This is a genomic window from Thermomonas sp., from assembly GCF_046293095.1.
GTDB lineage: Bacteria > Pseudomonadota > Gammaproteobacteria > Xanthomonadales > Xanthomonadaceae > Thermomonas.
Genome location: NZ_JBKBPN010000002.1, coordinates 199,265 through 216,092 on the forward strand (window position 1 = coordinate 199,265; position 16,828 = coordinate 216,092).

Consider the following 16,828-nt stretch of genomic DNA (forward strand, 5'->3'; position numbering starts at 1 on the left):
CGCCCGGGCACGCGATGCGGCTGGCGCTGGGGCTGGAATACGACGGCGGCGGGTTCTCCGGCTGGCAGCGCCTGAGCGCGGCCGGCGCGCTGGCCGACGACGGCAGCCTGCAGACCGCGCTGGAGATCGCGCTGTCGAAGGTGGCTGCCGCGCCCATCGACACCGTCTGTTCCGGCCGCACCGACGCCGGCGTGCACGCGCGCTGCCAGGTGGTGCATTTCGACACCGACGCCACGCGCGACGCGCGCGGCTGGATCCTCGGCACCACCGCCAACCTGCCGCCTACGGTGGCGGTGCGCTGGTGCGTGCCGGTGGCGGACGACTTCAACGCGCGCTTCTCGGCGCGGGCACGCCGCTACCGCTACCGCATCCTCAACCGTAGTTCGCGGCCGGGGTTGGAGCGCCAGTACCTGGGCTGGGAGCGCATGCCGCTGGATGCCGACGCCATGCACGCCGCCGCGCAGGCGCTGCCCGGCGAGCGCGACTTCTCCGCGTTCCGCAGCGCGCAATGCCAGGCCACCCATGCCCGTCGCAACCTGCAGAACATTACCGTTACCCGCGTCGGCGACGAGGTGGTGGTGGAGGTGCAGGCCAACGCGTTCCTCCATCACATGGTGCGCAACATCGTGGGCTCGCTGCTGATGGTGGGGCGGGGCGAGCGCCCGGTGGCGTGGATCGCCGAGTTGCTGGAAGGTCGCGACCGCACCGTTGCCGGGCCCACCGCGCCGTCGGCGGGCCTGCTGTTCCTCGGCCCGAAATACCCGCGGCACTGGGGCTTGCCGGAAGAGGTGTGCTGCGATGAGTGATACAGCCTGCGGCGTGCCGTTCCGCACCCGCATCAAGTTCTGCGGCCTGACCCGGCCGGGCGACGTGCGCCTGGCCTGCGAGCTGGGCGTGGACGCGGTGGGGGTGATCTTTGCGACGCGCAGCCGGCGCCGGGTGGACCCGGCGATGGCCCCGGCGATGCGCGCGGCGCTGGCGCCGATGGTGGACCTGGTGGCGCTGTTCATGGACAACGACGCCGCCGAGGTCCGCGCCGCCATCGCGCAGGTGCGGCCGACGTTGCTGCAGTTCCACGGCAGCGAGGACGACGCGTTCTGCCGCCGCTTCGGACTGCCGTACTTCAAGGGGGTGGGGCTGGGCGGCGCGGCCGTGGGCGGCGCAACCCTGCGCGCGCGCTGGCCGCATGCCGCCGGTTTCGTGCTGGACGGCCACGCGCCGGGGCAGCCGGGTGGCAGCGGGCAGCGGCTCGACGCCGCTTCGGTTCCGGCCGATCTGGACCGGCCGTGGCTGCTGGCCGGCGGGCTGGACCCCGACAACGTGGCCGACGCGATCCGCGCCGTGCGCCCGTGGGGCGTGGACGTGGCCGGCGGCATCGAGCTGGCCCCCGGCATCAAGGATGGCGCGCGCATGCGGCGTTTCGTCGAGGCCGTGCGCGCCGCCGACCTCGATGGAGATTCTCCGGCCCGGATCGGGTAGGCTATGCGCACGCCATGAAGACGTCGAATCGCTCCCGCGCCCCCTTCGGCCGCTCCCTGCGGCGCTGGCGCCGCGTGCCTGCGGCGGCGGTCCGATAACGCCGCGCAACGCGTCGTGCCTGTGCGCCCCCGGGCGCCACTCCCCCTCGTTTCGACCTGCGCCGTGGCCCCGTGGCCCGCGCGTTCCGACTCCGGAGACTTCCGCGTGAACGTTCCCAGCCCCCAGGCCGCCGTCGCGGCCCCCGATTTCCATGCCTTCCCCGACGCCAACGGCCACTTCGGCCGCCACGGCGGGCGCTTCGTCGCCGAGACCCTGATCGGCCCCCTGCAGGAGCTGGCCGCGGCCTACGACGCCGCGCGCGTCGACCCGGCCTTCATCGCCGCGTTCGAGAAAGACCTCAAGCATTACGTTGGCCGGCCCAGCCCGATCTACCATGCCGAGCGCCTCAGTCGCGAGGTGGGTGGCGCCCAGATCCTGCTCAAGCGCGAAGACCTGAACCACACCGGCGCGCACAAGATCAACAACACCATCGGCCAGGCGCTGCTGGCCTCAAGGATGGGCAAGACCCGCATCATCGCGGAGACCGGCGCCGGCCAGCACGGCGTCGCCAGCGCCACCGTGGCCACGCGGCTGGGCCTGGAGTGCGTGGTCTACATGGGCGCCACCGACATCGAGCGCCAGAAGATCAACGTGTACCGGATGAAGCTGCTGGGCGCGACGGTGGTGCCGGTCACCAGCGGTTCGGCGACGTTGAAGGACGCGCTGAACGAAGCGATGCGCGACTGGGTAACCAACGTGCGCGATACGTTCTACATCATCGGCACCGTGGCAGGCCCGGACCCGTACCCGCGCATGGTGCGCGACTTCAACGCCGTGGTCGGCCGCGAGGCGCGGGCGCAGATGTTGGCCGAGTACGGCCGTCTGCCGGATGCCATCACCGCCTGCGTGGGCGGTGGCAGTAATGCGATTGGCATGTTCCACGCCTTCCTGAACGACCCGTCGGTGCGCATCGTCGGCGCCGAGGCGGCGGGGGATGGTATCGAGACCGGCCGCCACGCGGCGTCGCTGGCGGCGGGCCGGGTGGGCGTGCTGCACGGCAACCGCACCTACGTGATCTGCGATGACGACGGCCAGATCATCGAGACCCACTCGATCTCCGCCGGCCTGGACTACCCGGGCGTCGGCCCCGAGCACGCCTTCCTGAAGGACACCGGCCGCGCCGAGTACGTGGGCGTGACCGACGAGGAGGCGATGGCGGCGTTCCACCGCCTCACCCGTACCGAGGGCATCCTGCCGGCGCTGGAGTCCAGCCACGCGGTGGCGCAGGCGATCAAGCTGGCCCGCGAGCTGCCCAAGGACGCGCTGGTGCTGTGCAACCTGTCCGGCCGCGGCGACAAGGACGTGCACACCATCGCCGCCCGCGAGGGCCTGTCCCTCTGACCATCGCGCCCCGCCGGACCGCGCCGGAAGTGGCCATTTGGCCTGCGGCCCGGTTTCGGCGAGAATGCCCGGTTCCACTTCACCCAAACCATGTAGGAGTCCGGCCATGGCCGACGATATCGCTCAGCAGGAGCAGCAGGCCCAGCCCGCGGCCGAACAGCAGAACGCCCAGGGCGGCACCCCGTTCCCGCCGCAGTTCTTTGACTGCGTCAACGAGTACCTTGAACTGACCAACAAGCAGTCGCAGAAGTACGGCGAGAAGAACATCAGCCTGGCGGCGCTGTTTGCGGCGGCGCGCTTCAATGCCCACGTGTTCCTGACCAACGTCAAGCCGATCGCTGCCGCCGAGGAGCGCCTGCCGTTCCTCGACTACATGACCACCATGTACCGCCGCATGCTGAACGAGCACCTGGACGGCATGGGCGAGGAGCGTGGCATCGACGTGGGCGACTCCGAGCTGGCCGAGGAGTACAAGGCCGCCGGCGTGAAGGTCGGCCGCCTCAAGGACGCGCCGGCTGCGGCCAACGAATGACGCGTCTGCAGCAGCGGCTGGACGCATTGCGGTCGGCCGGGCGCAAGGGGCTGGTCCCGTTCGTGACCGCCGGCGATCCGTCGCTGGCGGCCACGGTGCCGGTCATGCATGCGCTGGCGCAAGCCGGCGCGGACGTGATCGAGCTGGGCGTGCCGTTTTCCGACCCGATGGCCGACGGCCCGGTGATCCAGCGCAGCTCCGAGCGTGCGCTGGCCCGCGGGGCGGGGCTGGGCTACGTGCTGAACTGCGTGCGCGACTTCCGTGCGAAGGATGCGGACACACCCGTCGTGCTGATGGGGTACCTGAACCCGGTCGAGATCCGCGGTGCGGCGGCGTTTGCCGCCGAGGCCGCCAGCGCCGGGGTGGACGGCATGCTGCTGGTGGACCTGCCGCCCGAGGAGGCGGAGGTCTATCGGTTGGCGTTCGCCCAGCACGGGCTGGCGCTGATCTCGCTGGCCTCGCCGACCACGCCGCAGGCCCGTCTGCAGCGCCTGTGCGAGCAGGCCGATGGCTACCTGTATTACGTGACCTATGCCGGCGTGACCGGTGCATCCCAGCTTGACGTGGGCGACGCGGCCCGGCATCTGGCCGACGTGCGCGCGATGGCGAAGATCCCGGTGTTCGCCGGCTTCGGCATCCGCGACGCCGCCAGTGCGGCGGCGATGGCCGCCCATGCCGATGGCGTGGTGGTCGGCAGCGCGCTGGTGTCCGCCCTGGACGGCAGCGGCGATGCCGACGAGGCGGCATCGCGCGCCAGCGGGTTCCTTTGCCCGTTGCGCGAGGCGTTGGATGGCGGGGCGGCGTTGGCCTGAGGAGTAGACTGGCGCCAGCCCGGCGCGGCCGGGGTGGGAGCGGGCAGTTGTCCGCGCGACGCAATCTGCGGTGATCAAAACCAATGAGCTGGCTCAAGAAAATCATGCCGGGGACCGGCATCCGCACCGAGGCGGGCAGCGAGCGCAAGCGCAGCGTGCCTGAGGGACTGTGGGAGAAGTGCGAGCGCTGCGGCACGGTGCTGTACCGGCCGGAGCTCGAAGAGAACCTGGAGGTCTGCCCCAAGTGCGCCTTCCACATGCCGATCCGTGCCCGCGCGCGGCTGGCCGCGTTGCTGGACGGTGGCGAGGGGCGCGAGATCGGCGCCGCGCTTGGCCCGACAGACGTGCTGAAATTCAAGGATCAGAAGAAGTACTCCGAGCGCATCAAGGCCGCGCAGAAATCGACCGGCGAGCGCGACGCGCTGGTGGCGCTGGAGGGCAAGCTGCTGGGGCAGCCGCTGGTAGCGGCGGCGTTCGATTTCGCCTTCATGGGCGGCTCGATGGGCTCGGTGGTGGGCGAACGCTTCGCCCTGGCCGCCGAGCGCGCGCTGGAGCTGGGCTGCCCGTTTGTGTGCTTCACCGCCAGCGGCGGCGCGCGCATGCAGGAAAGCCTGTTCTCGCTGATGCAGATGGCCAAGACCTCGGCCGCGCTGGGCCGCCTGCGCGCGGCCGGCCTGCCGTACATCTCGGTGCTCACGCACCCGACCACGGGCGGCGTGTCCGCCAGCTTCGCCATGCTGGGCGATCTCAACCTGGCCGAGCCCGGCGCGCTGATCGGCTTTGCCGGCCAGCGCGTGATCGAACAGACCGTGCGCGAAAAACTGCCGGAAGGCTTCCAGCGCAGCGAGTTCCTGCTCCAGCACGGCACCGTGGACCAGATCGTTGACCGCCGCGAGATGCGCGAGCGCCTGGCCCACCTGCTGGCGCTGCTGATGCGGCGTCCGGCGCCTGTGGACGAGGCAGCCGCGTGAGCGCACGCAGGTATTTCGGCACCGACGGCATCCGGGGGCGGGTCGGCGAAGGCCCGATCTCCGCCGACTTCGTGCTGCGCCTGGGCAATGCCTATGGCCATGCCCTTGCGGCCGCCGCGCGTGACCGCCAGGAATGGCGCAAGCCGATGGTGGTGATCGGCAAGGACACCCGGATCTCCAACTACATGTTCGAAGCGGCGCTGGAAGCCGGGCTGGTGGCCGCCGGCGTGGACGTGCAGCTGATGGGGCCGATGCCAACCCCGGCGGTGGCCTACCTCACCCGCTCGCTGCGCGCCGATGGCGGCATCGTCATTTCCGCTTCGCACAATCCCCATCACGACAACGGCATCAAGTTCTTCTCAGCCCAGGGCGAAAAACTCGACGATGCCACCGAGCTGGCCATTGAGGCCGCGCTGGATGCCCCGTTCTCCACTGTCCCGTCGGAACGGCTGGGCAAGGCCGTCCGCACCCGCGATGCGGTTGGCCGGTATGTCGAGGCCTGCAAGGGGTCGGTGCCGAAAGGGTTCCAGCTGGGCGGCCTGCACATCGTGGTCGATTGCGCCAATGGCGCGACCTACCAGCTGGCGCCGCTGGTCTTGCGCGAGCTGGATGCGCGCGTGGACGCCATCGGCGTGGAGCCGAACGGCGTCAACATCAACGAGGGCGTGGGCTCCACCCACCCCGAGGCGCTGGCCGCGCGCGTGCGCGCCACCGGCGCCGCGCTGGGTATCGCCTTCGACGGCGACGGCGACCGCGTGCTGTTCGTCGATGCCGACGGCCGCATCTGCGACGGCGACGACCTGCTGTACGTGCTGGCCTGCGACTGGCAGGACAGTGGCCGCCTGCGCGGCCCGGTGGTCGGCACCCTGATGACCAACTACGGCTTCGAGCAGGCGCTGGCCGCGCGCGGCATCCCCTTTGTGCGCGCCAAGGTCGGTGATCGCTATGTGCACCAGCAATTGCTGGCCAGCGATGGCGTGCTGGGCGGCGAGGCCAGCGGGCATATCCTCTGCCTGGACCGCGCCAGCACCGGCGATGGCATCATCAGCGCGCTGCAGGTGCTGGAGGTGCTGCAGCGCCGCGGGATCGGCCTTGCGCAGGCTCTGGAGGGGCTGCGCAAGGTGCCGCAGAAAACGGTCAATGTGCGTTTCGCCGCCGGCCGCAAGCCGGCCGAGGCGCCCAGCGTGCAGGCCGCGTTGGCCGAAGCGCAGCGTGCTGTCGAAGGGCGCGGTCGCGCCTTCCTGCGTCCCTCGGGTACCGAGCCGGTGGTGCGGGTGACGGTGGAGGCCGATGATGCCGCGCTGGTCGACACCACCTTGGCCACCCTGGCCGACGCTGTCCGCGCCGCGGCCGCCTGATCCGGATCAACATCTTCCTTGTGCGGCAGGTGCACACTGCCGCCGATTTCCAGGACGCCAACCCCATGTCCATGCAGACCGCCTCGCCCCGCATCCCCACCCTCGACATCCGCCGCTTCACCCACCCCGCCAGCCCGGAAGACCGCCAGGCTTTCGTCGACGAGCTGGGCGCGACCTACCGCGAATGGGGGTTCGCCGGCATCCGCAACCACGGCATCCCGCAGGCGCAGATTGATCGCGCCTACGCCACCTTCCAGGCGTTCTTCGCGTTGCCGGAGGAGACCAAGCGCCAGTACCACGTGGCGGGCGGTGGCGGCGCGCGCGGCTACACCCCGTTCGGGGTGGAGACCGCCAAGGGCGCCCAATATTCCGACCTCAAGGAGTTCTGGCACATCGGACGCGAGATCCGCCGCGATTCGAAGTACGCCGCCGACATGCCGGAAAACCTGTGGCCGGCGGAAGTGCCGGGGTTCCGCGAGGTGGGCTATGGCCTGTACCAGGCACTGGATGCGCTGGGCTCGCAGGTGCTGTCCGCGCTGGCCCTGCACATCGGCCTGCCTGCCGATTACTTCGCGGACAAGACCGACAACGGCAACTCCATCCTGCGCCCGATCCATTACCCGCCGATCACCGCCGATGACATCCCCAATGTGCGTGCCGGCGCGCACGAGGACATCAACCTGATCACCCTGCTGGTGGGTGCCAGCGCGGAAGGCCTGGAAGTGCTGTCGCGCAAGGGCGAGTGGGTGCCGTTTACCGCCGATGCCGACACCATCGTGGTCAACATCGGTGACATGCTGCAGCGCCTGACCAACCACGTGTACCCGTCCACCACCCATCGCGTGGTGAACCCGCCGGGCGAAAAGGCGCGCCAGCCGCGCTATTCCACGCCGTTCTTCCTGCACCCGAACCCGGACTTCCTGATCGACGTGCTGCCGTCCTGCATCACCCCGGACAATCCCAGCCGCTACCCCGAGCCGATCACCGCCCAAGGCTACCTGGAAGAGCGCCTGCGCGAGATCAAGCTGAAGTAGGCAGGGAGAAGGCCGCCGCAAGGCGGCCTTTGTTTCGCCGGCGTCCCACTTGGGCTTCGCGCCGGGCTCAGGCCATCCAGAAGAACACGGCCGCCATCCGTTCGTCCGCCAGCATATTGCCGCAGTAGGCGGTGGCGCTGTGGATCATGGCGGCGCTGTACACCAGCAGCCGGTTGAAGCGGTTGGGCACGCGCACGTCTTCCACGAACGAGCCGGGCGGCACGAAGCGGGTGCCCGGCGCATCGACCAGATTGTCATGCGGCTTGGTCACCGTGTTGCCGCCCAACTGCCCGCTGGGCAGGCGCTGGCGGTAGAAGCTGGTGCCGCACTCCTGCGGGGCATCCGGGGTGAGATAAAGCACGGCGGCATAGCGGCACAGCGAGCGCGAATCGGTGTGCGGCCGCGCGCCCGCTTCCTGCGCGCCGACTACCTGCACGCAGTTGTGGTTCAGCGTCTTGCCCTGGGGGGTGCTTTGCACCCACAGACGCTTGGCGCCGGTCGCCTTGCGCACGATGTCTTCCACGTGTGCCAGCTCGTCCGGTTCCAGCGCAGGGATGGCCCGGCGTCCAGGCCAGCTTTCGCCGGTATGCGGGAAGCCCAGCGCCCAGTCCTGCTTGCCAAGGCAGCGCGCGCGGACATCCGCGGCGTTGGGCAGCACGTCGTCGAACAGCCAGTAGTCGCGACCCTCGGTGGGCTTGCGGTAGGGCAGGACGCGCGGGGCAGGGGGCATCGGCTTCATCGGCGGATGATACGGCGGCTCCGGGCGCAGTTGGTAAACTGGGCTTTTCGCGCACAGGGTGCCGCATGCGTCGCAAGATCGTCGCCGGGAACTGGAAACTGCACGGCAATCGTGCTTTCGCCGCCGCCTTGGTGGCCGAGATCGCCGCCGGCCTGCCGGCAGCGGTCGAGCTGGTGGTGCTGCCCCCCTTTCCTTATCTGGAAGGCCTGGCGGGCCCGTGCGCGCAGGCCGGGATCGGGTTGGGTGCGCAGGACGTCAGTGCCCATGACAAGGGTGCCTATACCGGCGAGGTGGCGGCGTCGATGCTGGCCGACGTCGGTGCGCGCTACGTGCTGGTGGGCCATTCCGAGCGCCGCCAGTACCACGGCGAGAGCAGTGCGCTGGTGGCGGAGAAGTTCGTCGCGGCGCAGGCGGCCGGACTGGTGCCGGTGCTGTGCGTGGGCGAGCGCCTGGAGGAGCGCGAGGCGGGCCGCACCGAGGCGGTGATCGCCGACCAGCTGCGCCCGGTGCTGGAGCGCGCCGGCGTGGCGTCGTTCGCCGCCGCCGTGGTGGCCTACGAGCCGGTCTGGGCGATCGGCACCGGCCGCACCGCTAGCCCGGAGCAGGCGCAGGCCGTGCACGCCTTCATCCGTAGCCAAGTGGCCGCGCTGGATGCTAATATTGCCGATTCGTTGCCCCTGCTGTACGGCGGCAGCGTGAAGCCCGACAACGCCGCCAGCCTGTTCTCGCAGGCCGACGTGGACGGCGGGCTGATCGGCGGCGCCTCCCTGGCGGCCGCGGACTTCCTGGCCATCGCCCGCGCGGCGGCCTGAATCACCTAGAGAACGCGCAAGATGCTGCTGCAACTCGTCAATATCGTGTACGTGCTGGTGGCCGTGGCCATCGTCGTGTTCGTCCTGCTGCAGCAGGGTTCCGGCGCCCAGGCCGGCTCCGGCTTCGGCGGCGGCGCCTCGGCCACCGTGTTCGGTGCACGTGGTGCGTCCAACTTCCTGACCAAGACCACCAAGTGGCTTGCCGTGGCGTTCTTCACCATCAGCATGGGCATGGCGATGTACGCCAGCAAGCAGGCCAATCGCCAAGGCCCGGCCAAGGCCGATCTGGGCGTGATGGCGCAGCAGCCGGCGCCCGCCCAGCCCGCCGCGCAGATCCCCACCGCGCCGGCGCAGCCCGCGCCCGCCGCGCAGCCGGCCCAGCAGCCGGCACCTGCTCCCGCGCAGGGGCAGTGACGCGGACGCCGACAGGGCCTAGAATCCCGCAACACAACGCATTGCCCAGATGGCGGAATTGGTAGACGCACTACCTTGAGGTGGTAGCGACGCAAGTCGTGGGGGTTCGAGTCCCCCTTTGGGCACCAATCAAAAAACCCCGCTCCGGCGGGGTTTTTTCTTGCCTGCCGCATTCGCCGATGCCGCTAGACTCGGGGTATCCCCGCGGAGGCCGACCCGTATGCGCACATTCGAGGACGCCAGTGGCCAGGCGTGGCAGGCAGCGCTGCTGGAGGGGTCGTACGGCCAGCACTGGCTGGTGTTCAGTCCGATGGGCGGAGGTGAACTCCGGCAATGCCCGTCCCCGGCACCGGGACGCGCGGAGGCACAGGCAGCGTTGGCATCCTGCACCGTGGCCGAGCTGTGGGCGTGGCTGGAGGCGGCCACGCCCTGGGATGCCGCCGCGGCAGGCGGCTAGGCAGGCCTCAGTCCGCGGCAGGCGCGGCCGCCGCCGCGCGGGTCCAGTCCCGCAGCCCCTTCACGGCCAATGCCACGAAGCCGATGTAAAGCACGGAGGTGACGAACAGGTGCTTGCTGGCGAACATGCCGACGTAGACCACGTCCACCGCGATCCACATCCACCAGGCCGCCACGTGCCGACGGTTCTGCCAGAGCTGTCCCACCAGGCTGAGGGATGTCAGCATGGCGTCCAGCCAAGGCAGCGCGGCATTGGTGTAGCGGTGCATGGCGAATCCCAGCGCCAGCCCGCCGGTGACACCGATGAGCAGGTGCAGGCCGGCATCCCGGCGCCTCAGCGGTGCCACCCGTACGTGGCCTGTGTCGTCGAGGTGGCGCAGCCAGCGCCACCACCCCGCCAACAGCATCACCACCCAGAAGCACTGCAGCAGCACTTCGGAATACAGCCGCGCACCGGCATAGACCCAGATGTAGATCGATACCGACAGCAGCCCGACCGGAAAGCACCACGGGCTGCGCCGCGTGGTCAGCCACACGGCGGCGGCGCTGAGAATTGCGGCGGCGGTTTCGTGGAGGGTGATCACAGGCTGACTCGCACCGTCAGGCGCGCCAGCCGCGGGGTGCCCGGGAACAGGTAGTTGTCGCCCAGCGAGCTGCCGGTGTCGCGCCAGTAGCGGCGGTTGGACAGGTTGTCGATCCCCAGCTGCACCGCGAATGCGCGCTCGCGCAGCTGCCCGGTGTAACGCAGGCCGGCATCGAACACATCGTAGGCCGGGGCCTCCACCGTGCCGTCCGGCGTGGCCGGATTGGCGGCGGCATGGCGCCAGCCCGCCTGCAGGGCGAGCCGCGGCAGCACCGGCAGCGTGTAGTCCAGGTGCAGGCTGGCGCGCAGCCGCGGCACGTTGACCACCTGCCTGCCGTCGAACGCCGCGGTGCCGGTGCCGTCCGCCCGGGCGCGGATCATCGCGACGCTGGCATTGAGGCCCAGCGCGTCGGTCAGGCGGCCATTGGCCGAAAGTTCCAGGCCGTCGTGCACTTCCCGGCCGCGCTCGACGAAGGTGAAGCCGGCGGCGGAGGCATCGGGCTGCGCGTACTGGTAGGGCTGGCGGATGCGGAACAGGCTGGCATCCAGGTCCAGCCGGTCGTTCCAGCGCCACTTCACGCCGGTTTCCAGCTGGCGGGTGATGCGCGGTGCCAGCATCGCGCCGTCGTTGCTGGTCCAGTAGGGGGCTTCCCTGCCCAGCGACAGTCCCTTGCTGGCACTTGCGTACACGCTCACGGCGTCCCGCGGCTGCCAGAGCAGCGCGACCTGCGGCAGTGTCGTGGACAGGCGGGTTTCGCGCTCGATCGCGCCGGCCTTGTTACGCGCGCGCTCGTGCAGGCGCACGAACTGCGCCCCCAGCACCAGCTGCCAGCGATCGCCCAGCGACAGGCGATCCATCGCGAAGCCGCTGCGCTGCCAGCTGTCGAGGCGACGTACCTTCGGGCCCGGCTGCTTGGGCGAGGGCGCGAACACCGGCGGTTCGCCATCGGCGATGTTCCACGTGCCGACGTACTCGTTGACGCTGCCGTGGCGGTCGATGCTGCGGTGGAAGGCGCTGGTGCCCACGGTAAGGGTGTGCGCAACGGCGCCAGTCTGGAAGCGGCCTTCGAGGCTGGCGCGGGCGTTGTCGCCCACCCGGGTGTCGTCCGGGCTGCGGTAGTCGTAGATGTCGTAGCTGCCGTCGGGCGCGAAGTACCAGGGCGGGCTGCCGCTCCAGCAGGCAGCCACGTACCAGCAGCCGTAGGCGAAGGCAACGTTGTCGTCGATCACGCTGCGGCTGCGGCCGGCGGCCACGCGCAGGGTCCAGTCCTCGCCCAGCGCATGGTGCAGGCGCGCGCTGGTGTTGGTGCTGCGGATCGCGACCGGTTGCTGCCAGGGCTGGTAGCCCAGCATCAGGGTGGGGTCCGGGTTCTGCGGCAGCGCCACGCCGCCCAGCAGCTGGTAGCCGGAAACCGAGCGCTGCGCGCTGGTCTGGTAGTTGCTGTCAAGCTCCACGGTGGTCCCCGGGGCGATCTTCCAGTCCGCTGCCAGCGCGTAGAAGTTGCGCCGGCCGTCGGCGTGGCGGACGTGGGAGTGCATGTCCTCCCTGGCCACGTTCGCCCGCAGGCCGAACGTCGGGCTCAGCCAGCCGCCGACGTCCACGGCCACGTAGCGCGAGCCGTGCGAGTCGGTGCCCAACACCAGGTCGCGCACTTCGGCGGGACGCTTGCTGACGAAGTTCACCACGCCGCCGGGTTCCATCACGCCCGCGGTGAGTCCGGCCAGACCCTTCAGCACCTCGACCTGCTGCTTGTCCTCCAGCGCGATGGTCTGCTCGCCGGTCATGGCGAGGTTGTTGCCGCGGTAACCGGTGCCGGCATCCAGCGCGAAGCCGCGGATGGCGATGTTCTGGTAATAGCCCACCGGCGCGTAGTTGTCGCCGAGCGAGGCGTCCTCGCGCGCCAGCTCGCTGAGTGTGCGCACCTGGTGGTCGTCCAGCTGCTGGTGGCCGATCACCCGGACCGCCGCCGGTGTATCGCGCAGCGGCGTAGTGCCCCAGCCGTCGATACCCGCGTCGCGCGGCGCGCCGTCGCCACCCCTGACCGCGCGCACCGGCGCCAGGCGGGTGATCTTCGGTTGGCCATCGGTCTCGTCGGCGTGTGCAGCGGTGGCCAGCAGTGGCAGCAGGGCAAGCAGGAGGGGGGTGCGGGAGAAAGTCATCGTCGTCGTCTCGGGAGGAAGGACGAAGCGACGGCGAACGGCCGCCCACGCGGGCACGGCCGTTCCAATCAAGCTCCCTACGCCGGTACGAACCGGATCAGGTTCCAAGGGACTCTCTCAGCCCGGCCAATGCCGGGCACCCCCGCTTCTGTTTTCATTGAACCATGAAGCGCCGACCGTGTGCCAGTCGGGTTCATTCGCGCGTGCGGATCGCAGCCAGCAGCGCCTGTCCTGGCGCGGTTCCGAACCAGGCGGCATGCCCCAGCAGCACGTCGTGCCAGACCCGGTCGGCCTGCGCGCACGCGCCGAACGCGTCCTGGTAGTGGTCGATCTCGGACAGCGCGAAGTCGATATGCACCAGCGGCAGCAGGTCGGCCAGCAGCGCGTGATCCGCCGCCGACAGCGGCAGCACCTCGGCATAGCCGTCCACCAGTGCGCGCGCGGTGTCGGGGAACACCGCCCGCATGCCGCGCTCCAACTGCAACCAGGCGATGGCATTGCGTTCGATGGCGGTGGCCAGGTCGTACAGCGCGAAGGTGGGTGCGCACAGCCCGAAATCCAGCACCGCGGCCACGGCGGCATCATCGCTGTCGTCGGTCCAGCACAGGTTGGAGGCGTGCCAGTCGCCGTGCGTCCATCGCCGCGGCAGCGTGGCCAGCCGGGGTTGCAGCGCGTGATGGCGGTCGGCGATGGGGGCCAGCTCCCGTTGCCAGTCGCGGCCGGCAAGGAAAGCGGCCAGGCCGGGGCGCCACGCCAGTTGGGAGGCGATCGCGGCGTGCAGGTCGGGTGCGCGCAGGGCGTCGTCGCGCGCCACCAGCCGGGTAGCGGTTCGCGCCTCCGCGGTGAAATCGGTTGTCGCCGCATGCAGATGCGCAAGCATGCGGCCGGCCTGGCGGGCATGCCCCAGCCGGAGCAGTGGCGTCCAGGATGGCGTATCGCGGTAGACATCCACGCCGGCGGCAGGCGCGTGCACCTCGTAGACCCAGTCACCCATGGCAATCGCGGTTTCGCCGGCGTCATCCGCCAATACCTGCGTCACTGGCAGGCCGTGGCCGCGCAGATGGGCAAGCAGGGCATGCTCCTCGCGCAATGCGGCCTGGCTGCGCACGCGGGCATGCTGGCGCTTGACGAAGACATCGCCCGCCGGCGTGGCCACCCGGGCCACCGCTGAGAATGGCCGCGGGCTGTGCCAGAGCAGGTGCAGCGGACCATGCAGTGCCCCGAAGCGGGCCAGCAAGCTGCGCACATCGGCGGGCTCCAGCCGGGGGCGGAACAGTGCGACCTGATCGCTGTCCCAGCCATGCAGCCGGTGGTTGTCCTCAGCCATGGCGCGCGCAACTACGGCCGGGAAATCTGCGCCAGCAGTGTCTGGCGCACGGCATGGGCGCGCGGCGGCGGCCCGCATGGGGGGGCGCGCCGGGAGGATGGATGGGTTGCATATTCGATGGCGTGCGCGGGGTGGGTGAACCTTGCCATCTTGCGGCATCCGGCCGCGGCATTGGCATATACCCCTGCAATGCCGGCCTGGTTGTTGACGCTCCCGCCGCCGGGTCGAGGATCAGCAACAGCCGCCTGAGGCGGGCGCGGGAGTGCAGCAGCCACTGGCAGCGGCACCCGCAGGAGCGCAGTTGCACGTGGCGTCGGCGGCCCTGCCGTCACCGCGAACCGGAAACCCCTTGCGCACCCACTTGTCGAGACCACCCTCCATGTTGGCGACCTGCGTATAGCCGTGATACATCAGGAAATAGGTCGCCTTCAGGCTGCGCGCGCCTGCCGAACAGGCCAGAATCAGCTCGCGGTCACGCGGCAGCTCGGCGTAACGCCGCTCGAACTCGCTCAGCGGCATCTGGACCAGATTGGGCACATCGAATGCCAGCGCGGCGGTTTCTTCCGGCTCCCGCACATCCACCAGCCAGGCGCCTTCCTCGGTCACCTTGCGCAGGGTCAGCGTCGGGCAGTACGCACGGGCATCGGCCAGCGGCTTGCGATCTGTTTGTGCGGCATCCATCTCACGCCTCCAGCCATTGGCCGATCTTGTCGCGTGCGGGGATGCCGCCTGCATGCACCACTTTGCCGTCGATGACCACGCCGGGCGTGCTCATGATGCCGTAGCTCATGATGTCCTTGATGTCTTCCACTTTCTGCAGAGCCACCGGCACACCTTTCTCCCGCGCCACCTCTTCGATCAGCGCAATCGTGGTTCTGCAATTGGCACAGCCGGTGCCCAGGACCTTGATGTCTTTCATTTCCATTTCCTCATAGAACCCAGTTGAACACATAACCCACAACCAGAATGCCGCTGGCCACCACCGCCACGAAGGTGGCGATCAGGCGCATCTTGAGCACCTTGCGCAGGATCACCATCTCGGGGAAGGACAGCGCGATCACGCTCATCATGAACGCCAGCACCGTGCCCAGCGCCGCGCCCTTGGCCAGCAGGGCCTGCACGATCGGGATGACGCCGGCGGCGTTGGTGTACATCGGCACACCGATCAGCACCGCCAGTGGCACCGACCACCACGCCTGCTTGCCCATGATGGACGCCATGAAGTTTTCGGGCACCCAGCCGTGGATGCCGGCGCCGATGGCGATACCGGCCAGGATGTAAGGCCAGACCTTGCCCACGATCTCGCGCACGCTGGCAAAACCGGCCTGGATGCGGTCACCCAGGGTCAGTCCGCCATCCTGGAAGGTGGCCGACATTTTCGGGATCTCCCGCACCCAGTCTTCCAGATAGGCTTCCATCTTCAGCCGGCCGATCACCCAGCCCGCCACGATCGCCACCGTCAGCCCCAGGCCCAGGTACAGCGCCGCGATCTTCCAGCCGAACAGCCCAAACAGCAGCGCCAGTGCCACCTCGTTGACCATTGGCGCCGCGATCAGGAACGAGAACGTCACCCCCAGCGGCACCCCGGCCTGCACGAAGCCGATGAACAGCGGCACCGCCGAGCACGAGCAGAACGGCGTCACGATCCCGAGCAGAGCCGCCAGCACGTTGGCCACGCCTTCGCTGCGCCCGGCCAACAGGGCACGGGTGCGCTCAGGCGTGAAATAGCTGTTGATCATGCCCATCACGAACACCACGCCGGTCAGCAGCAGCAGGACCTTCGGGGTGTCGTAGAAGAAAAATTGCAGGGCGCTGCCGAGATGGCTGTTGCGATCGACCGGCAACGCCGCCACCAGGGCTTCCGAGGCCGGGATCAGCGTCTGGTACAGGGCCCACCAGAGCACTGCCGCCACAGCGAGGAACAGGGCGGGGTGACGCTGTGGCCACTGTCTGACGGGGGAGGCAATCCGGGTGGTGGTGTTCATGGGGCAGCCTGTGATGGCGTTGAGTCGGTCTACCCACGATGACGAATGACCCGGCAAAAGGATTCAGCCGCACCCTCCGTCGGCCTGATGGCAGCACACCCGTCCTTGCGCATCGAAGCGGACCTGACAGGCCTGCACCAGGCGCTCGCGCAGCCGTTGGCGTGCACGCAACAGGCGCGACTTGGCGGCGGGAAGGGTCAGGCCGCGGGCCTCGGCGTAGGCACGCACGGTCTGGCCGTGCAGGTCACAGGCCTGCAGGATGTCACGGTCCTCGTCCGCCAGCGTCGGCAACTGGCGCTGGATGCAGGCGTCCAGCGCATCCACGGGCGGGCGTTCCTCGTCAGCGGGGGCGACCAGATCGTCGGGCAGTTCGACCTGGGGTTTGGCCAGGCGGGCAGCATCGATCAGGGCATGGCGGGCCACCTGGAACAGCCACGCCCGCGGATTGTCCAGTGTGCAAAAGCCCTCGCCCTGGCGCATGGCTTTCAGGAAGACCTCCTGCAGCAGGTCCTCGGCGGTGTCACGCTGGCCGGTGTGGCCCCGCAGGAAGGCCAGCAGCTCGCGCTCGTGCGCGGCCCAGGCGCGCGCAACGCATTGGAATGAATTGCTGCCGGCCATGGGGGAGTGCTGTTGCGTCGCGGCGTGACGTGGATGGTGGACTATAGCGCGGACATCGCCCGAAGCCCTTGCCTTGCGGTGGGGCGCGCAGCCCTCACTTCCTCCCCG

At 69.7% G+C, this 16,828-nt stretch carries 19 protein-coding genes, 1 tRNA gene and 1 riboswitch; of the genes, 12 read left to right on the forward strand and 8 right to left on the reverse strand.

Translation table 11 applies throughout. The features are described 5' to 3' along the window. Positions 1 to 14: 14 nt before the first annotated feature. The 8 genes from truA (at position 15) to ACK4SG_RS04320 (ending at position 7,626) form a co-directional block, all read left to right on the forward strand. Positions 15 to 806: a tRNA pseudouridine(38-40) synthase TruA gene (gene truA, locus ACK4SG_RS04285; RefSeq protein ID WP_409600076.1), complete on the forward strand. Its 792-nt coding sequence runs from the start codon at positions 15 to 17 to the stop codon at positions 804 to 806. Beyond that, positions 799 to 1,479 carry a phosphoribosylanthranilate isomerase gene (locus tag ACK4SG_RS04290; protein ID WP_409600078.1) on the forward strand — a complete coding sequence of 227 codons (681 nt, stop codon included), beginning with the start codon at positions 799 to 801 and terminating at the stop codon, positions 1,477 to 1,479. The genes truA and ACK4SG_RS04290 overlap by 8 nt, the downstream gene beginning before the upstream one ends. A gap of 204 nt (positions 1,480 to 1,683) precedes the next feature. Next, complete coding sequence (gene trpB / locus ACK4SG_RS04295; RefSeq protein WP_409600080.1) at positions 1,684 to 2,919, forward strand: tryptophan synthase subunit beta; 1,236 nt, start codon at positions 1,684 to 1,686, stop codon at positions 2,917 to 2,919. A gap of 106 nt (positions 2,920 to 3,025) precedes the next feature. Continuing rightward, entirely contained in the window at positions 3,026 to 3,451 is a 426-nt protein-coding gene (locus tag ACK4SG_RS04300) for a DUF3144 domain-containing protein (protein ID WP_409600082.1), read from the forward strand. Beyond that, positions 3,448 to 4,263 (forward strand): tryptophan synthase subunit alpha, encoded by an 816-nt coding sequence (gene trpA, locus ACK4SG_RS04305; protein ID WP_409600084.1) that lies wholly within the window; start codon positions 3,448 to 3,450, stop codon positions 4,261 to 4,263. The genes ACK4SG_RS04300 and trpA overlap by 4 nt, the downstream gene beginning before the upstream one ends. Positions 4,264 to 4,346: 83 nt before the next feature. Continuing rightward, on the forward strand, positions 4,347 to 5,234 hold the full coding sequence (accD, locus tag ACK4SG_RS04310; protein ID WP_409600086.1) for an acetyl-CoA carboxylase, carboxyltransferase subunit beta: 888 nt from the start codon (positions 4,347 to 4,349) through the stop codon (positions 5,232 to 5,234). Beyond that, a complete protein-coding gene (glmM, locus tag ACK4SG_RS04315) occupies positions 5,231 to 6,592 on the forward strand; it encodes a phosphoglucosamine mutase (RefSeq protein WP_409600088.1) in 1,362 nt (453 codons plus the stop codon). Before accD ends, glmM begins: the two co-directional genes overlap by 4 nt. A gap of 71 nt (positions 6,593 to 6,663) precedes the next feature. After that, positions 6,664 to 7,626: an isopenicillin N synthase family dioxygenase gene (locus ACK4SG_RS04320; RefSeq protein ID WP_409600699.1), complete on the forward strand. Its 963-nt coding sequence runs from the start codon at positions 6,664 to 6,666 to the stop codon at positions 7,624 to 7,626. Positions 7,627 to 7,693: 67 nt separating this feature from the next. Here ACK4SG_RS04320 and ACK4SG_RS04325 read toward each other — a convergent pair whose 3' ends face one another. Continuing rightward, entirely contained in the window at positions 7,694 to 8,365 is a 672-nt protein-coding gene (locus tag ACK4SG_RS04325; protein ID WP_409600090.1) for a DUF6445 family protein, read from the reverse strand. Positions 8,366 to 8,430: 65 nt separating this feature from the next. Here ACK4SG_RS04325 and tpiA point away from each other — a divergent pair, with 65 nt between their 5' ends. From tpiA to ACK4SG_RS04345, 4 genes are all read left to right on the forward strand, one after another. Further along, positions 8,431 to 9,177 (forward strand): triose-phosphate isomerase, encoded by a 747-nt coding sequence (tpiA, locus tag ACK4SG_RS04330; RefSeq protein WP_409600092.1) that lies wholly within the window; start codon positions 8,431 to 8,433, stop codon positions 9,175 to 9,177. 21 nt (positions 9,178 to 9,198) lie between these two features. Then, the gene (secG, locus tag ACK4SG_RS04335) at positions 9,199 to 9,591 is read left to right on the forward strand and encodes a preprotein translocase subunit SecG (RefSeq protein WP_409600094.1); all 393 of its coding nucleotides are present in this window, start codon (positions 9,199 to 9,201) and stop codon (positions 9,589 to 9,591) included. Positions 9,592 to 9,634: 43 nt separating this feature from the next. Beyond that, positions 9,635 to 9,719, forward strand: a tRNA-Leu gene (locus ACK4SG_RS04340). 92 nt (positions 9,720 to 9,811) lie between these two features. Then, positions 9,812 to 10,048, forward strand: a complete 237-nt coding sequence (locus ACK4SG_RS04345) for a hypothetical protein (RefSeq protein ID WP_409600096.1) — start codon at positions 9,812 to 9,814, stop codon at positions 10,046 to 10,048. A gap of 7 nt (positions 10,049 to 10,055) precedes the next feature. On the opposite strand, the gene pnuC is transcribed toward ACK4SG_RS04345, so the two are convergent. The 7 genes from pnuC to ACK4SG_RS04380 all read right to left on the reverse strand — a co-directional run bounded on the left by pnuC (position 10,056) and on the right by ACK4SG_RS04380 (position 16,720). Next, positions 10,056 to 10,628 carry a nicotinamide riboside transporter PnuC gene (pnuC, locus tag ACK4SG_RS04350; RefSeq protein ID WP_409600701.1) on the reverse strand — a complete coding sequence of 191 codons (573 nt, stop codon included), beginning with the start codon at positions 10,626 to 10,628 and terminating at the stop codon, positions 10,056 to 10,058. Next, positions 10,628 to 12,790, reverse strand: coding sequence for a TonB-dependent receptor (locus ACK4SG_RS04355; protein ID WP_409600098.1), 2,163 nt, complete (start codon positions 12,788 to 12,790; stop codon positions 10,628 to 10,630). The genes pnuC and ACK4SG_RS04355 overlap by 1 nt, the downstream gene beginning before the upstream one ends. A gap of 57 nt (positions 12,791 to 12,847) precedes the next feature. Beyond that, positions 12,848 to 12,944, reverse strand: a riboswitch (TPP riboswitch). A 39-nt stretch (positions 12,945 to 12,983) separates the two neighbouring features. Beyond that, entirely contained in the window at positions 12,984 to 14,117 is a 1,134-nt protein-coding gene (locus ACK4SG_RS04360) for a phosphotransferase enzyme family protein (protein ID WP_409600100.1), read from the reverse strand. Between the two features lie 231 nt (positions 14,118 to 14,348). Further along, positions 14,349 to 14,798 (reverse strand): rhodanese-like domain-containing protein, encoded by a 450-nt coding sequence (locus ACK4SG_RS04365; RefSeq protein ID WP_409600102.1) that lies wholly within the window; start codon positions 14,796 to 14,798, stop codon positions 14,349 to 14,351. A 1-nt stretch (position 14,799) separates the two neighbouring features. Continuing rightward, positions 14,800 to 15,036 carry a thioredoxin family protein gene (locus ACK4SG_RS04370; RefSeq protein ID WP_409600104.1) on the reverse strand — a complete coding sequence of 79 codons (237 nt, stop codon included), beginning with the start codon at positions 15,034 to 15,036 and terminating at the stop codon, positions 14,800 to 14,802. A 10-nt stretch (positions 15,037 to 15,046) separates the two neighbouring features. Continuing rightward, entirely contained in the window at positions 15,047 to 16,102 is a 1,056-nt protein-coding gene (locus tag ACK4SG_RS04375) for a permease (protein ID WP_409600106.1), read from the reverse strand. Positions 16,103 to 16,165: 63 nt separating this feature from the next. Then, a complete protein-coding gene (locus ACK4SG_RS04380; RefSeq protein WP_409600108.1) occupies positions 16,166 to 16,720 on the reverse strand; it encodes a sigma-70 family RNA polymerase sigma factor in 555 nt (184 codons plus the stop codon). Between the last annotated feature and the right edge of the window lie 108 nt (positions 16,721 to 16,828).

What these genes read in the sequence shown, in the direction of transcription:
- tpiA (WP_409600092.1), top strand. Translation starts at nt 8,431, where the DNA reads ATGCGTCGCAAGATCGTCGCCGGGAACTGGAAACTGCACGGCAATCGT.
- ACK4SG_RS04345 (WP_409600096.1), top strand. Translation starts at nt 9,812, where the DNA reads ATGCGCACATTCGAGGACGCCAGTGGCCAGGCGTGGCAGGCAGCGCTG.
- ACK4SG_RS04290 (WP_409600078.1), top strand. Translation starts at nt 799, where the DNA reads ATGAGTGATACAGCCTGCGGCGTGCCGTTCCGCACCCGCATCAAGTTC.
- ACK4SG_RS04320 (WP_409600699.1), top strand. Translation starts at nt 6,664, where the DNA reads ATGCAGACCGCCTCGCCCCGCATCCCCACCCTCGACATCCGCCGCTTC.
- ACK4SG_RS04375 (WP_409600106.1), bottom strand. Translation starts at nt 16,102, where the DNA reads ATGAACACCACCACCCGGATTGCCTCCCCCGTCAGACAGTGGCCACAG.
- ACK4SG_RS04325 (WP_409600090.1), bottom strand. Translation starts at nt 8,365, where the DNA reads ATGAAGCCGATGCCCCCTGCCCCGCGCGTCCTGCCCTACCGCAAGCCC.
- ACK4SG_RS04380 (WP_409600108.1), bottom strand. Translation starts at nt 16,720, where the DNA reads ATGGCCGGCAGCAATTCATTCCAATGCGTTGCGCGCGCCTGGGCCGCG.
- ACK4SG_RS04300 (WP_409600082.1), top strand. Translation starts at nt 3,026, where the DNA reads ATGGCCGACGATATCGCTCAGCAGGAGCAGCAGGCCCAGCCCGCGGCC.
- secG (WP_409600094.1), top strand. Translation starts at nt 9,199, where the DNA reads ATGCTGCTGCAACTCGTCAATATCGTGTACGTGCTGGTGGCCGTGGCC.
- ACK4SG_RS04355 (WP_409600098.1), bottom strand. Translation starts at nt 12,790, where the DNA reads ATGACTTTCTCCCGCACCCCCCTCCTGCTTGCCCTGCTGCCACTGCTG.
- ACK4SG_RS04360 (WP_409600100.1), bottom strand. Translation starts at nt 14,117, where the DNA reads ATGGCTGAGGACAACCACCGGCTGCATGGCTGGGACAGCGATCAGGTC.
- ACK4SG_RS04370 (WP_409600104.1), bottom strand. Translation starts at nt 15,036, where the DNA reads ATGAAAGACATCAAGGTCCTGGGCACCGGCTGTGCCAATTGCAGAACC.
- ACK4SG_RS04365 (WP_409600102.1), bottom strand. Translation starts at nt 14,798, where the DNA reads ATGGATGCCGCACAAACAGATCGCAAGCCGCTGGCCGATGCCCGTGCG.
- trpA (WP_409600084.1), top strand. Translation starts at nt 3,448, where the DNA reads ATGACGCGTCTGCAGCAGCGGCTGGACGCATTGCGGTCGGCCGGGCGC.
- accD (WP_409600086.1), top strand. Translation starts at nt 4,347, where the DNA reads ATGAGCTGGCTCAAGAAAATCATGCCGGGGACCGGCATCCGCACCGAG.
- truA (WP_409600076.1), top strand. Translation starts at nt 15, where the DNA reads ATGCGGCTGGCGCTGGGGCTGGAATACGACGGCGGCGGGTTCTCCGGC.